The sequence below is a fragment of the Dyadobacter sp. LHD-138 genome, assembly GCF_030929615.1.
Taxonomy (GTDB): domain Bacteria; phylum Bacteroidota; class Bacteroidia; order Cytophagales; family Spirosomataceae; genus Dyadobacter.
The window spans coordinates 42,196-58,021 of the sequence record NZ_JAVFVU010000018.1; the positions used below are offsets into that span (position 1 = coordinate 42,196).

At 43.6% G+C, this 15,826-nt stretch carries 12 protein-coding genes and 1 pseudogene; 12 read left to right on the forward strand and 1 reads right to left on the reverse strand.

All coding sequences use genetic code 11. From position 1 onward, the window contains the following. The first annotated feature begins 129 nt into the window (after positions 1 to 129). The 11 genes from RB622_RS14995 to RB622_RS15045 all read left to right on the forward strand — a co-directional run bounded on the left by RB622_RS14995 (position 130) and on the right by RB622_RS15045 (position 12,826). Complete coding sequence (locus RB622_RS14995) at positions 130 to 1,014, forward strand: EboA domain-containing protein (RefSeq protein WP_308047382.1); 885 nt, start codon at positions 130 to 132, stop codon at positions 1,012 to 1,014. Next, positions 992 to 2,023: a TatD family hydrolase gene (locus RB622_RS15000; protein WP_308047383.1), complete on the forward strand. Its 1,032-nt coding sequence runs from the start codon at positions 992 to 994 to the stop codon at positions 2,021 to 2,023. Before RB622_RS14995 ends, RB622_RS15000 begins: the two co-directional genes overlap by 23 nt. Before the next feature lie 2 nt (positions 2,024 to 2,025). Continuing rightward, positions 2,026 to 2,895, forward strand: a complete 870-nt coding sequence (gene eboC, locus RB622_RS15005; protein WP_308047384.1) for a UbiA-like protein EboC — start codon at positions 2,026 to 2,028, stop codon at positions 2,893 to 2,895. Between the two features lie 27 nt (positions 2,896 to 2,922). Continuing rightward, positions 2,923 to 4,098 (forward strand): 3-dehydroquinate synthase, encoded by a 1,176-nt coding sequence (locus RB622_RS15010; RefSeq protein ID WP_308047385.1) that lies wholly within the window; start codon positions 2,923 to 2,925, stop codon positions 4,096 to 4,098. 56 nt (positions 4,099 to 4,154) lie between these two features. Next, positions 4,155 to 5,357, forward strand: a complete 1,203-nt coding sequence (eboE, locus tag RB622_RS15015; RefSeq protein ID WP_308047386.1) for a metabolite traffic protein EboE — start codon at positions 4,155 to 4,157, stop codon at positions 5,355 to 5,357. A gap of 229 nt (positions 5,358 to 5,586) precedes the next feature. Continuing rightward, a complete protein-coding gene (locus RB622_RS15020; RefSeq protein WP_308047387.1) occupies positions 5,587 to 6,948 on the forward strand; it encodes an alkaline phosphatase family protein in 1,362 nt (453 codons plus the stop codon). Between the two features lie 197 nt (positions 6,949 to 7,145). Further along, complete coding sequence (locus RB622_RS15025) at positions 7,146 to 8,324, forward strand: PQQ-dependent sugar dehydrogenase (protein ID WP_308047388.1); 1,179 nt, start codon at positions 7,146 to 7,148, stop codon at positions 8,322 to 8,324. 132 nt (positions 8,325 to 8,456) lie between these two features. Beyond that, a complete protein-coding gene (locus tag RB622_RS15030) occupies positions 8,457 to 9,464 on the forward strand; it encodes an NAD(P)H-dependent glycerol-3-phosphate dehydrogenase (RefSeq protein WP_308047389.1) in 1,008 nt (335 codons plus the stop codon). 63 nt (positions 9,465 to 9,527) lie between these two features. After that, positions 9,528 to 10,637, forward strand: coding sequence for a sialidase family protein (locus tag RB622_RS15035; RefSeq protein WP_308047390.1), 1,110 nt, complete (start codon positions 9,528 to 9,530; stop codon positions 10,635 to 10,637). A gap of 88 nt (positions 10,638 to 10,725) precedes the next feature. Beyond that, a complete protein-coding gene (locus tag RB622_RS15040; RefSeq protein ID WP_308047391.1) occupies positions 10,726 to 11,472 on the forward strand; it encodes a hypothetical protein in 747 nt (248 codons plus the stop codon). Between the two features lie 259 nt (positions 11,473 to 11,731). Further along, the gene (locus RB622_RS15045; RefSeq protein ID WP_409021490.1) at positions 11,732 to 12,826 is read left to right on the forward strand and encodes a GntR family transcriptional regulator; all 1,095 of its coding nucleotides are present in this window, start codon (positions 11,732 to 11,734) and stop codon (positions 12,824 to 12,826) included. A gap of 17 nt (positions 12,827 to 12,843) precedes the next feature. On the opposite strand, the pseudogene RB622_RS30340 reads toward RB622_RS15045, so the two are convergent. Then, positions 12,844 to 12,989, reverse strand: a pseudogene (locus RB622_RS30340) (glycoside hydrolase family 88 protein); the annotation flags it as partial. Positions 12,990 to 13,345: 356 nt separating this feature from the next. On the opposite strand from RB622_RS30340, the gene RB622_RS15050 reads away from it, so the two are divergent. Beyond that, positions 13,346 to 15,628 carry a M12 family metallo-peptidase gene (locus tag RB622_RS15050; RefSeq protein WP_308047392.1) on the forward strand — a complete coding sequence of 761 codons (2,283 nt, stop codon included), beginning with the start codon at positions 13,346 to 13,348 and terminating at the stop codon, positions 15,626 to 15,628. Positions 15,629 to 15,826: the final 198 nt, after the last annotated feature.

A 15,826-nucleotide genomic window follows, 5' to 3' on the forward strand; every position in this document is an offset into this window, starting at 1 on the left:
ATAAATAACGTTTTCGATAAACCAGTGTTCATAAATTAGTGTTTAAAAAATACAAAACCATAAACCCAGTTTCCTAAAACAATTTAAGGCAAAAATTTGTGTTAAATTGAGTCCATTTTTTGAATCATTATGTCCTACTTAATAAATACAACGCTCTGGGAGGTTATCAGCCAGAATGTATCCGAAACAGAAGCAGATTGGCTGACGCAGAAAGGAAACGGTTCGCCCATTGCGTTAATGACGGCCTTTGTGGCTTCTCCCAGATTTTTACCAAAGAAAATTGTCAATATTGAACTGGCTCAGGAGCAATCACTGAGTGAAATCGTTCCTGGTTTTTCCGTGAATGGATGGAGTTTGGTGCGGGTAGCCCGGGTTTGGCTGCTCACAAAGATGAATGGTTCGGATCAGGCTATTTATGTCAAAAATATTGAAACGCTTTTTGATACGGCGGAGATGAACGAGCTGGTAGCACTTTATTCGGCGCTCCCTGTGCTGGATTTTCCGGAGCAGTGGCTGTTCAGGGCTACGGATGCCGTTCGTTCCAATATGGGTTTTGTATTTGATGCGATTGCGCTGCACAACCCTTATCCTGCCAGGTATTTCAGCGAGCTGGCCTGGAACCAACTGGTGATGAAAACGATTTTCAATGATAAACCCGTCCATTTTATTACAGGATTAGAAGAAAGGCAGAACGAAAAACTGGCACTTATTCTTTCTGATTTTGCACATGAACGCTGGGCTGCCGGTCGTTCGGTAGCGCCCAATGTATGGCGTTTGGTGAGTAAATATATGAACGACACGCTTTTAGCTGACGTGGCGCATTTGTTTCATACACCGCATCTTTACAATCACGAGGCTGCGGCTTTGGTGTGTTTTGATTCAGAATATGCGCCAGCAAAAACACTATTATCAGGTTATCCTGAATTTGAAAAATCGATTACAGAAGGGGCCCTGACCTGGTCCAATCTTGAATTTACTGACTTAAATACTTATGTGCCAACATTGCAAAGATAGTAGCGCGCCCAATCCATCACATTTTGAAGGGGGCGACGGACTGGCAAATTCTCCTGCTCATATTGACATGGCATGGAGTGAATACAATGAACTGATTAAGGGAATGCGTTTTTTTGACCCGCATATCCACATGGTTTCACGTACTACAGACGATTATCAGGCCATGCGTCAGGCGGGTATCGTTGCTTTGATCGAGCCTTCGTTCTGGGTTGGACAACCGCGTACCGGACTTTCAAGCTTTAAAGATTATTACAGCAGCCTGGTAGGGTGGGAGCGTTTCCGTTCTTCTCAGTTTGGGATCAAACATTATTGCACCATGGGTTTAAATTCCCGTGAGGCCAATAACGAACCGCTTGCGGAGCAGGTGATGGAAATTTTGCCATTATATATTTACAAGGAAGGTGTTGTTGGTATCGGTGAAATCGGTTTTGATGACCAGACACCAGCGGAGGAAAAGTATTATCGCCTGCAGTTGGAACTGGCCAAAGAAGCAAAACTTCCCGTACAGATTCATACCCCGCACCGGGATAAAAAACGTGGAACGGAACGCAGCATGGCTATTGCCCTGGAGCATGGCCTGGATCCGTCCTGGGTTACTGTCGACCATAATAATGAAGAAACGGTTAAGAGCGTGCTGGATCAGGGCTTTTATGCGGCTTTTACCATTTATCCGTTTACAAAAATGGGTAATGAACGTATGGTAAAAGTGGTTGAACAATACGGACCGGAGCGTATTATGGTTAATTCGGCGGCTGACTGGGGGATTTCTGATCCGCTTGCACTTCCGAAAACCGCTGCGCTGATGAAAATGAGAGGTATTTCCGATGAAACGATTCGTATGGTAACGTATCAGAATGCGATTGATGCATTTGGGAAAAGCGGACAAATTGATGTTTCCGATTTTGAAAGCGGACTCTCTGTTGAAAAAACAGAAAAATTTCATGGTAATTCAATCTTACGCGGAGGACAGCAACCTGACGTTGCCAAAGATTCCCTGGTAATCCAATAGCAGTGAGTACATTAAAACCCTATTTACAATTAACACGGCCAGCCAATCTGGTGACGGCCATTGCCGATATTTTAGCCGGTATGGCCATCGCACAGTTTACCTTTTCAGACTTTAATCCGGCATTGCTCGTCATTTCTACGTTGGGGTTATACGGAGGCGGTGTTGTGATGAATGACGTTTTCGATGCCAAACTGGATGCCGTGGAGAGACCCGAGCGTCCGATCCCGAGTGGAAAAGTATCGTTGCAATCGGCCACGATGCTGGGTATGACGCTGTTGTTTGCCGGTGTTTTGGCCGCTGCACTTTTCAGTTTCCAAAGCGGGATGATCGCGGTTGTGGTTGCGGCTTTGACGGTGCTTTACAACCGGTTTGCAAAACATCATGTCTTTTTCGGACCCTTAACAATGGGGATGTGCCGGGGCGGTAATTTACTGCTGGGTATGAGTGTTTTGCCCGAGTCGTTTCAGCAATGGAGTTTTGTGGCACTTTTACCGATTGCCTACATCGCGGCGATCACGCTGATCAGTCAGGATGAGGTGCATGGGGGGAAAAGACGCACTTTGTATATCGCCGTTTTTTTATATCTGGTGGTTTTAGCCGCACAGCTTGCCATTGCGCAGTCGCAGGGAAATATTCTTTTTGCACTTCCTTTCGTTCTTTTACATGCCTGGCTTATCGGCCGGCCTTTGTATAATGCCATTCAAAATCCAATCGGACCGTTGATTGGTAAGGCAGTAAAGGCTGGCGTTTTGTCATTAATTGTAATGAATGCTTCCTGGTGTGTAGCTTTTGGTTTTTGGCCGATTGCACTGGCAGTGTTGGCTTTATTGCCATTATCAATACTTTTAGCACGCGTTTTCGCGGTAACATAAAATATAAAGATATTATTGTTTTTTAAGATGCAAACGATACAACAACGCTTTCAGGTAGAATACAATTATTCTATTTTTTTTACCAATAATCTTTTTGACACAACCAATACCCAGCTGAGTGATTTTTTCAGTACTTATGCGGAACAGGGTTTTCAGCGGAAAGTATTGATTGTGGTGGATGGAGGGTTTCTTTCGTATCATCCGGACCTGGCAGATACGATTAAAAGTTACTTTGTTTCGCAGGTAAAACATATTCAGCTTGCGCAGGATATTATTGTTGTTCCCGGTGGTGAAGCTTCAAAAAATGATCCGGCCTTGTTCGAAAAACTGGCTCAGGCCGTGGATACTTATGGTATCGACCGTCATTCTTTTGTCATTGGTATCGGGGGCGGAGCGGTTCTGGATTTGGTTGGTTATGCCGCCGCGGTTTCGCACAGAGGTATTAAACTGATCCGTATCCCAACGACAGTTTTGTCTCAGAACGATTCGGGTGTCGGGGTTAAAAATGGTATCAATTTCCATGGCAAGAAAAACTTCCTGGGCACATTTGCACCACCTGTGGCCGTATTTAATGATCTGACTTATCTGAAAACACTGGACGACCGTGACTGGCGCGCCGGAATTTCAGAAGCCATAAAGGTGGCTTTAATTAAGGATAAAACATTTTTCGAGTGGATCGAAGAAAACGCTCTGGCGCTGGCACAACGGGATGAAGTCACGATGTCATACCTGATTCACCGTTGTGCAGAAATGCATACCGAGCATATCGGAAGTGGTGATCCTTTTGAGTTTGGCTCTTCCCGTCCGTTGGATTTTGGCCACTGGGCAGCACATAAACTGGAATATCTGACTGATTTTGAAGTGCGCCACGGAGAAGCCGTTGCGATCGGTATTGCACTCGACTGCGTTTATGCAAACAAAATCGGGATGCTTTCGGATGCGGATCTGGAAAGAATTTATAACATACTGGTTAAGCTGGGTTTTGAATTATATCATGCCAAACTGGCTGAAAACGATAAAATTAATCTGCGCAATGGTTTACAGGAATTCCGTGAACATTTGGGCGGTCGTCTGACCATTATGCTTTTGGAAAAAATAGGAAAAGGAGTGGAAGTGCATGAAATGGATGCCGATATCATCGCTGAATCGGTGGACATTCTTGAAAGATATATTTCAGAAAGAAAGGTTTTGACCGAAGGTTAAGATGTTTTGAATGAAGTATCGTTTAATAAATTCCTAAACCAGATTTTCCGCGCATCATGATCACCCCTTACGGTCACTTAACCTATTGCAGCAATATCCATCCCGGCGAAAAATGGGATGATCATTTTAAAGCTTTACAGGAAAATATTCCCTACATACGGCAGCAACTCGCACCGGGGCAACCGTTTGCGCTGGGGCTCCGGATTGCCAATGAGGCATCCATTGAGCTAAGTAAACCCGAACGCCTTGCCGAATTTAAAAACTGGCTTGCCGAACAGAATGTTTACGTGACCGTGATCAACGGTTTTCCTTACGGCGGTTTTCATGCCACACGTGTGAAGGACGATGTGCACACACCCGACTGGACAACCGCGGATCGTGTGGAATATACCAAACGTCTTTTTACAATTTTATCCCAAATTCTGCCGGTAGATACCGAAGGCGGTGTTTCAACGCCACCTTTGTCGTACCGGCTTTGGTGGAAAACCGAGGAAGCAAAGCGAAATACGATTGATATTGCAACGAAACATATTCTTGCGATTATCGACCACCTGATCACCATCGAAAAGGAGTCGGGTAAAGTGATGCATCTGCACATCGAGCCGGAACCGGATGGGATTTTGGACAACACCGTGGATTTTGTAAACTGGTACCGGGATGATCTTCTGCCGGCAGGTATTGCCTATTTGAAAGAAAAATACGGTTATTCTGCTGAACAGGGTAAGGAAACGGTTTTACATTACATCCGTCTTTGCTATGATATTTGTCACGCCGCTGTTGCCTTCGAAGAGCCGGGAGATATCCTGAAACGAATCAATGAGGTTGGGATCAAGGTAGGTCGTATCCAGGTAAGCTCGGCATTAAAGGTAGATTTTTCAAAAGATCCTCAGGTAAAATACGAAGCGATTAAAGCGTTTGATGAGCCGGTTTATTTACACCAGGTTGTAGCCCAAACGGCTGACGGCGGTAAAAAATACTATCCTGATATTCCGGAGGCATTGGCAGATTATCAGGAAGGCGAACAAAAGGAATGGCGCGTCCACTTTCACGTGCCGCTTTTTATTGCGTCATACGGCGCGCTGGATTCTACCCGGGATGCAATCGTGAAAACACTGGCAATCCACAAAGAAAAACCTTTTGCTCCTTGTCTGGAAGTGGAGACTTATACCTGGGGTGTTTTGCCCGAGGATATGCAAAAACCAATCGGTGAATCCATTGTACGTGAAATGGAGTGGGTGAAGGGAATTATTAATGGTTAATGTTGGGAATTGAGGATTGAGGATTTTTGGCTTTTAGCTCCTTGAATAGCTTCCTGTTTATAGTGATAATGGAGAGTTTAATTTTCATCTTCTAGCTCCTTGAGGAGCTCCCTGTTTATAGAAAATAATTGAGACTCATATAATTACCGGCTCCTTTAGGAGCCTCCTGTGACTGGGTGAAAATTTATCTATTCATCACTTCCGGGAATAATTTTTAAGGTAAAATGAAATGAAGAAAACCGTTGTCATAGATATCGTTGCGCTTAGTGCTAATTTGATCGGAGCGCATACGCCTTTTTTGAAAAAATATATTGAAAAACGTCATCTTACCACTATAAAACCGGTTCTCCCTGCCGTAACGACTACTTCACAAAGTACGTATGTTACGGGAAAATGGCCGGTTGACCATGGCATTGTCGGCAATGGATGGTATGATAAAGACGATTCCGAGATCAAATTCTGGAAGCAATCAAATAAACTGGTTCAGGCCGATAAAATCTGGGATGCGGCAAAGAAAGCAGATCCTACATTCACGTGCTCCAAAATGTTCTGGTGGTATAACATGTATGCTACCGCTGATTTTTCCGTAACACCAAGACCGCAATATCACGCGGATGGCGTGAAAGCACCGGACTGTTACGCTTATCCCCCCGATTTGCGGGATGAGCTTCAGGAAAAGCTGGGTCAGTTTCCGCTGTTCAGTTTTTGGGGGCCTAATGCCAATATTAAATCCACACGATGGATTGCCGACGCTTCCATGTATGTGGAAGAAAAACATAATCCTACATTAACGCTTATCTACCTGCCGCACCTGGATTATTGTCTGCAAAAATTCGGTCCCGACTTTTCTAAAATCAGCAAGGAATTAGGAGAAATTGATAAAGTCGTGGAGGACCTGGTTACTTTTTACGAAGCGAAAAATGCCAAAATCATATTGTTGTCCGAATACGGAATTAATCCGGTCAGCAACCCGATTGATATTAACAGGATCCTGCGGAACGAAGGGTTGATTTCCGTGCGGACCGAGCGTTGGTATGAGCTGCTGGATGCAGGGGCTTCCAAAGCTTTTGCCGCCTCTGATCATCAGATCGCGCATGTTTATCTGAATGATCCGACGGTGAAAGAGCAGGTTGTGAAGATTCTGAAGGCGACGCCGGGTATTGATCTTGTGCTTGATAAGGAACAGCAAAAAGCCTATCACCTGGATCACGATCGTTCCGGAGATATCGTTGTCGTTGCCAAACCGGATAGCTGGTTTACCTACTATTACTGGCTTGACGATGCCAAGGCACCAGATTTCGCTCATCTGGTAGAGATTTTCAAGAAGCCAGGTTATGATCCGGTTGAAATGTTCATGGATCCGAAAAATCCATTTATTAAGCTGCGTGCTGGTTATAAACTGGGACGTAAATTATTGGGCTTCCGGTATCTGATGGATGTTATTCCACTGGATGCAACGCTGGTAAAAGGGTCACATGGCAGTGTGAATGTACCACACGAATATTTCCCGATTCTTGTGACGGACGAAGCTGTGACCAAGGAAATTGAAGCAGTGGATGTTTATGATGTGATCTGGAACCATTTGAATTAACGTTTTAAGACTCGCCCAGATTTGCAATCGGGGTGCATATGGTTTAGCGGTTGTAACGTGTGTGAAGATAAAATCGCGTTACAAACGCTAAACCAAGAAACACGGATTGTAAATCGGTGTTAACGGCTTCTCTGGCTTCCTGCAACAATAGAAAAACAAATTGACTCTCATGTCGTTAGATAATAAAAAGCAACTATATGAGAAACATACGGATACCACTCTTGTTTGCGTTCCTGAGCCTGGCTATTGGCTGCTCTTCCTCGGATAAGGAAAAAGAAGAAGTTACTACCGGGACAGATGACAGGGTTAAGCTGGTAGAAGCCTTTCCTTCATTAACATTTAGCTCACCGGTAGATATTCAGCATGCCGGCGATGCCTCCAACAGAATTTTCGTAGTTGAACAGGCCGGTGTGATCAGGGTATTTGACAATAACGGCGCCGCGTCCAGTAGTTCCACATTTCTTGATATTAAGAACAAAGTGAGTTCGGGTGGAGAAATGGGGTTACTAGGACTCACTTTTCACCCTGATTTTAAAACCAATGGATATTTCTATGTCAACTACACGACAGGAAGTCCGCTGCAAACCGTAATCGCGCGTTACAAAGCCACAGCTCCCGGTGGCAATACCGCGGATGCGTCCAGCGAAACTATTTTAATGCGGTACAATCAACCTTATTCCAATCACAACGGAGGAGCGTTGCAATTCGGGAAAGATGGTTATTTATACATTGCAGCCGGCGACGGAGGCAGTGGGGGCGATCCGCAGGGCAATGGCCAAAGCAAGAAAGCTTATTTAGGTAAAATATTACGGGTTGATGTAAATTCAACGCAAAAAGGTAACTATGGAATCCCGGCCGATAACCCGTTTGTGGGGAATCGGGAAGGTTTTTTAGAAGAGATTTATGCATATGGTCTCAGAAATCCATGGCGGATGAGCTTTGATACCGGATCAGACCGATTTTTCGCCGCCGATGTCGGACAAGGTGCAAAAGAAGAAATAAACCTGATTGTAAAAGGGGGGAATTATGGGTGGAAAATCAAGGAGGGAAAGGATTGTTACAGTCCATCTTCCAATTGTGACGGGACGGGCCTTATTGAACCGGTTTTAGATTATGGCCGTTCAGCCGGAGATGTTTCCATAACGGGCGGTTATGTTTACAGAGGTCAGGTGATAAAAAATCTGATCGGAAAATACATTTATGGAGATTATGTCAGCGGTCGTGTCTGGGCGCTTGAATTGGATGGAAATCAGGTTAAAAGCAATACTTTGCTGATGAAAAGCAGTGCAAGGATTTCAACTTTCGGGCAGGATCCCAAAGGGGAAGTTTATTTGGCCGATTACATTTCCGGAAAGATTATGAAGCTGGCGCTGTAACGGGATAAGGACCGAGTTAGAAGAAAACCTTACTTTTGGGAATGAATTTTGCTTTGACAAATGTCCGAAGCGGATTTCTTTCTAATATTCCTCAGTTGTTAGTATGAGGATTCATTGTATTCTACGTATTGTATGAGTTTTTTAAATAATACTAAAATAGCCGTTATCGGAGGTGGAAGCTGGGCCACGGCACTGATTAAAATTTTGTGTGAACAGCCTCACATTCAGATTCGCTGGTGGTTACGAAATGCCCAGGATATTGCCCATATCCGTAAATTTCATCACAATCCAAGTTATCTGAGCGACGTTTACCTGTCTCCCAAAAAGGTGAAGGTTTTTGAGAAAACAAGGGAAGCCGTCAAGGGCGCCGACTTTGTGATCTTAGCCGTCCCTGCCGCTTTTGTTCAGGAATCTTTACACGACCTGAATGAATCACATTTAAAAGGAAAACGGATCGTATCGGCTATAAAAGGGATGATTCCCGAAGAGAATATCCTTGTTACGGATTGGGTTTCCGAAAAATTTAAAGTGCCTTTAAAGGATATGGCCGTCATCGCTGGTCCTTGTCATGCCGAGGAAGTTGCATTGGAAAAACAATCCTATCTGACCATCGCTTCTACGGATGCTGTTTGTGCCGAGGATTTCTCCAAATTAATGACCTGTCGTTTTGTAACGGCACACCCGTTAGCCGATTTGTATGGCGTTGAATATGCGGCAGTGATGAAGAATATCATAGCGCTCGCCTGCGGCATTACACATGGTTTGGGGAATGGTGATAATTTTCAGGCTGTGATGGTGTCCAATGCCATGCAGGAAATCCGGCAGTTTGTAACCGCACTTGACCCCCGCGAAAGAGAATTAAGCACCTCCGCGTACCTGGGAGATTTGTTGGTAACGGCCTATTCTCAATTCAGCAGAAATCGTTTGTTTGGCAACATGATTGGTCGTGGATATCGTGTAAAAGCAGCCCAGCTGGAAATGAAGATGATCGCGGAAGGTTATTATGCTACCAAGAGTATTTACGAGCTGAACAAAACCCTGCACGTAGAATTACCAATCACTTCCTCCGTTTATAAGATCCTGTACGAGGAAATATCTCCATCCGTGGTGATTGAAGAATTGAAAAAGGTTTTGACGTAATAGCCTTTTTACCTGTAAAACGGGTACTTGTAACATTCGGAATAATTCAAATTTCTCTTAATCATGATGAGTACCAATTTATGTAGCCGTTTGCTTTTCGCTTCTGCATTCGTGGTTTTACTGGCCTGCAACAAAAAAAAGACGGAATCCGAAGGAACGTCGGATATGGAAAGTGCTAAACCCGTTACGGATTTTGTTTTTGGGGACAAACGTGCTTTTGCGCAATGTCACGCCTCAACGCTGGTGCGTTTGAAAGACGGTCAGTTTTTAGTCGCCTGGTTTGGCGGGACGGAGGAAAAAGATCCGGACGTCGGCATTTGGTTGTCCAAAGGAAAACCCGGGGAATGGAGTGAGCCGATAGAAGTGGCCAAAATCAGGGAAGATGCACACTGGAACCCTGTGTTACAACTTGCTCCGGATGGTGTCGTGTATCTTTATTTCAAGGTTGGAAAGGAAATAGCTCAATGGGAAACCTGGGTTAAAAAGTCAACCGATGGCGGCAGTACCTGGTCGGAGGCGTATGAACTGGTGAAAGGTGATAAAGGTGGAAGAGGCCCGGTGAAAAATAAGTTGATCGAACTTTCTAACGGAACCTGGCTTGCGGGTGCGTCCAATGAAGTAAAACGCTGGGAGGTTTTTGTTGATCGGAGTGAGGATAAGGGAAAAACCTGGATAGCTTCTTCCTATTTTAAAATTGATACCAACCAAATCAAAGGAAAAGGGGCAATTCAGCCTACGTTATGGGAAACGGAACCGGGCAAAGTGCATATGCTGGTGAGGACCACAGGCGGTATTATCGGTCGAAGCGATTCTGAAGACTATGGAAAAACCTGGACACCGATTTATACCACATCACTTCCGAATCCGAACAGCGGTATTGACTTGACCAAACTGACTGACGGAACGCTCGCTTTGGCTTACAATCCGGACGCCAAAAACTGGGGCTCCCGTTCACCTCTATCTGTGGGATTGTCATTCGACAATGGGAAAACCTGGCCGGATAAACTGGATATTCAAACAGGTAAAAAAGAAGATGAGTTTTCGTATCCTGCCATCATCAGCTGGGGAGATTCTGTCGCCGTGACGTATACCTGGAACAGGCAAAAAATCGCTTTTTGGCTTGGTACGAAAGATGAGATCGTGACTTTAAGCAAGCGCGAGAATACAAAGTAAATTTGATTATTTTGTATTATATCTGTAAAAATTATTAAATTAGACTTGATGGACAAACTGCTCTATCAAGTCTAATTTATTTTCAGCCATGAAGATTTTTACAAGGATAATTGTGTGTTTGAGCGTGCTGACTTATGGCTGCTCGCCCTACTATTATGCGCCCAATAAAGGTAATGTACCCAATTTACGGGAAAGAAACGATATGCGGGTTGATGCGGGTTTTGGTGGTGGATGGGTGATGAGAGGTGCTGATTTGCAAACGGCTTACGCGCTCGGCTCGCATATTGGTATCATGGCCAACGGCGCTGTAACCAATAGCCGTGGGGAATACGGAAATTATGCGGAACATGAAAGGACCAGTAGTTGGTATGCCGAGGGGGGATTGGGGTATTTTGATAAATTAGAAGACAATCAAAACTGGGTTTTTGAGCTCTATGGCGGCGGTGGGAAAGGCGAGTACAAAGTGATGTACAGCGCCGATAAACGCGTCAGGTTACAAATGAATAAATTCTTTGTTCAGCCCTCGCTGAGTTTCACACACCCAAGGAGGGGTATTGAGTTAAGCATAGGATCGAAGTTTTCGGGTATCGATTACAATGTGAACAATGCTACGATGCTGAATGACTATGACTTTCGAACGGTGAATCGAATTGCCAACCGCTCCATGATGTTTTATTGGGAACCTTCTTTCAGGTTCAGTGCAGGTTCTCAAACAATTAAAGGATTTGTGAGCTTTACCCCGGCGATCAGTATTCTTGAAACCAATATTCCCCGTGAAATTGTAAACCTGAATCTCGGTGTCAGATTTACGTTCAACACTTCCCGTAAGAACTGATTTTACTGTTATAATCTAATAACCTTTCGTGTCTCTATGACGCTTAAAATTTTCTATTTCAGGATATTGTCGGCGTTTTATACAATATTATCTCAATTCAAATATATTTTGGCAACGTTCCCGATAACGATTGCATTAAAATAGTCGGGCAGATTGTATTTTCCAGGTTATTTATTGGCTAATATACATTGCTTATTCACATTTGCCTGCTGATGTGAAAAGGGTGTTTTATTAAAAATGTTCAATTAAATAGTTGGAAATGATGACCGGATATTCCACTGCCCGCGCCAATCTTGGCACGAAAAACTTTGTTTTTAAGGATGTGTATTTTCATGAAAAGGTAGACTCATTTCAGATGCAGTTTGACCCGGAGGGCAAGATGCCCAAATACAAACAAATTGTGCAGTCGATCCGGACCGACATTGAAAGAGGCGTTTTGAAAAAGGGCACCCAACTTCCTTCCATCAGTGAGTTAAGTGTGGATTATCTGCTGGCAAGGGATACCGTTGAAAAGGCATACCGGGAATTGAGAAATCTGGGTTTCATTACCTCTGTGCAGGGAAAAGGATATTATGTGCAGTCGGGGAATGACAAGAAGGATAAAATTTTGCTGGTTTTTAATAAACTGAGCTCCTATAAAAAGATCATTTACTATTCGTTTATCAAGGCGCTAGGTGAGCACGCTGTTGTGGACCTTGAAATTCATCATTACAGCGTAGACCGTTTCAGGGAAATCATCGGGAAGAATCTGGGAAAATATAATCATTACGTGATCATGCCCCATTTTAATATGACCGAAGAGGAAGATTATATGGCTACAATCAGGAGTATTCCATCTTCTCAGCTTGTTTTACTCGACCGCGATATTCCGGAACTGATCCAGCCAACCTTGAGTATTCATCAGAATTTTGACAAAGATATTTTTGGGGCTCTCGAAGATGCCAATGATTTGCTGAATAAGTATAAAAAACTGGTCCTGGTTTTTCCTGGTGATGGTAATTATCCAATGGAAATTGTACGGGGTTTTCGTAACTACTGCATCAATTACGACAAACAGTTGGATGTCATTGAAAGCATCAATGACCAAATAATCCGGCCTGGAACCACCTATATTGTGGTAGAAGAAAATGATCTGGCAGAGCTCGTAAAAAAATGCCGCCAGTCTGCGTATGTTATGGGGCGGGAGATCGGGGTAATTTCTTTTAACGAAACGACGCTGAAAGAGTTATTGGGCATAACCGTCATCACCACCGATTTCGAAACGATGGGCCGTACCGCTGCTACATTGATTTTGAACAAACAACAGATAAAAGTCAAGAATCCGTTTTATATGATCCGCCGGGGATCTTTATAATCACCGACGAATTGTATTTATCTCATTTTATAAATTTCAGTTCCTGCCAATGGGAAGCAGTCCGGACCGTAATCTTCAAAATCGTACTATGGGTTACCGGTTGGCCGTCTTTGGGCTTTTTTCCAGTTCCCTGCACATATCCCGGAAAACCATCCGTATGCATTCTGTTTGCACGGCATTGCAGGCCGTGGTAATGGAGGCGTTATAGATCAGTATGTTACATGCTATGTCCGTGATAATCTGACTTCGCTCAATCTGAGACTGGCTTTTTTTACACGAGCGTGTACAAGTTGTTTATTTGATTTTTTTATTCTACGCTAAACCGATATACGCAACTTGCAATTACGTATATGGATTTAGCAAGTTTTATCTCCTCTATACACATTTCCATTCCTTATGAAATAAATTTACCTGTTAGGATTCTTCCTTATTACAGCTTTTACACAAAAGAGAATTGATTTTGATATTCCCAAAATTACCAGTGGAATCGATCTTCGTGCAAAATTTAAACAACATCAATTGATCAAAGCCGATCTGGAAAACATTTTTTTTAAGTTAGAAAATGAACCAAATGGCCAGATAGAACTGGCGTTTTCCGGGCAGCCCAGATGGACCTTCGAGCTCGCCGAAAATAATTTACTTTCCGCAGGTTATTTTGAAACGGTTGCCGGAAGCAATGGCGTACGCAAGCGAAGTAATTCAACCGTAAAAACATTTGACGGTACTTTACAGGGTGGAAAAGGAAAAATTTCACTCACTGTTGATCATGGCTTTTTCTCAGCCGTAATCAAAGACGGTGGGCATACGTGGTATATTGAACAGGCGCAATACATCAACGGGGAGTCGGACCATGAAGTGCTGGTGATGTATGACGCGCTGGATGTGATCGATGGGACACCGTTTCGGTGCGGCGTCGAGGAGGATAAAAACAAGGCAGAAGAATTGCTTCAATCGAATTCGGGAATGAGAACCTCAGCCAACGGCTGTAAAGTGGTTGAACTGGCAATAGCATCTGACGCGAGCATGTTTACAAAATTTGGAAGTACAGCAGCCGTGTTTAATCACAATATTGCGGTAATGAATAATGTGGCAGTGCTTTACAGACATGAATTTCAGGATAACATTGAGTTTAGTATTGTTACGCAATATGGAAGTATGGCTTATTCCAACGATCCGCTATTGTCCAATACAACTTCTACGGATCCAAACACTGTTTTGACTGCTTTTGCTGCCTGGGGAGAAGCTGGGAATTTTAGTGTTACTTTCGACGTTGGGCAATTCTGGACCAACCGGAATTTTGATGGAACCACGGTAGGACTGGCTTGGGTTGGAAGCGTTTGTCGTAACAGTAATAAGTACCATATCTTACAAGATTTCTCACCCGATGTATCACTCCTTACTGTACTGACAGCACACGAAATCGGTCATAATTTTAATGCGTCTCATGATGTTGCAGCCGGTTCGTCTACCATTATGGCTCCGACCGTAAACGTGACAAGCGCCTGGTCGTCTGATTCACAAACCGATATAAATAGCCGCCTTGGTACCTATGGCTGTTTAAGCAATTGTAACGGAACGGTAACTCCTGCTTTTATTGCCATGCCTTCTGCCGTTTGCGTAGGTGGTACCGTGGAATTTAAGGACAATACTGTCAATGGTTCTACCCGAAGCTGGACTTTTCAATCGGGGAGTCCAGCTTCTTCCACATTGGCTAAGCCAGCAATAACTTATTCGACCGCAGGAGCGTATGATGTAAATCTGGTGAGTGGAATAAAGAGCCTGGTTGCTGATGATTATGTCATTGTAAATAATCCGGCCCTTAATACTGCTTCCTGTTCTTTGCCAAGTGGTACGCCTGGTAATGCAGGACTAAAATATTTTGCCTTAAACTCGATTAATTTTTCGTCCGGAAATGCTGCCTCGGATGGAAGTAAGTACGTGGACAGGTCCTGTACACAAATTACTGAATTGAAAGAAAACACGTTATATGACGTAATCGCCAGTATTGGTAATTACGATGAGGACGTCACTCCAACCATTTTTGAGCGGATAAAAGTGTATATTGACTATGACAATGACGGCCTTTTCAATGAAACTACTGAGCGGGTTGTTAATTCTAATGGAGGCTGGGCTGGCCATCTTACGTACGATGCAACCAGCAGGCCATGGCTGCGATTTACAACGCCATCGAATGTAACTAAGAATAAAATACTCCGACTGCGGGTCATTACCGATACGTCTAATCCATCTCATGCGTGCCATAATACCGTAGCAGGCCAGGTGGAGGATTATGGTGTCGTCTTTCGTCAAACTAACACAGCATTGCCGGTTGACCTGATTTCATTTTCGGGAAAAAAAAACGGGAGTAGTAATTTACTGGAGTGGAAAACAGTGAATGAAACAAAAATGAAATCTTATGCTGTAGAAAGGAGTGAAACCGGAACCGGGTTTTCTGATATTGGTACGGTTCTGTCCAACAACACGGGGAAGAAGCAGTTTAGCTACCAGTTGACAGATGATGGGATTTTCAACAGCGTTGGAGGGTATTATTACAAACTCAGGATGGAAGAAATGGATGGGAAAGTCAATTTTAGCAGAATGATATTTGTCAAAAATCCTGATACGCAATCTGCACTGGTTTTACAGCACTGCCAGACTTTAGTTGGAGACGATATTTCTTATGAATTGGTGTCCGATACGGAACGCATCGTACATATTGCTTTATTTAACATCCTGGGAAATCGGGTAAGGGCCTGGGAAAACGGCTTTCCAAGGGCAGTAATCAAATCAAGGACGACATGACAAAATTGAATTCAGGTTTGTTATTTCTAAGTATTCAGGCAAACGATCAACCCGTTATTGTACAGAAAATATTACAGTAAATTGGGATTTACTGTAATGAGATACTAAAGTAGGGCGATCCGATAGTTTGATCGCCCTTTTACGTGAATAAGTTGACTTACTGATTTACAGGAAGGAAAAACATTGATTGTGATCATT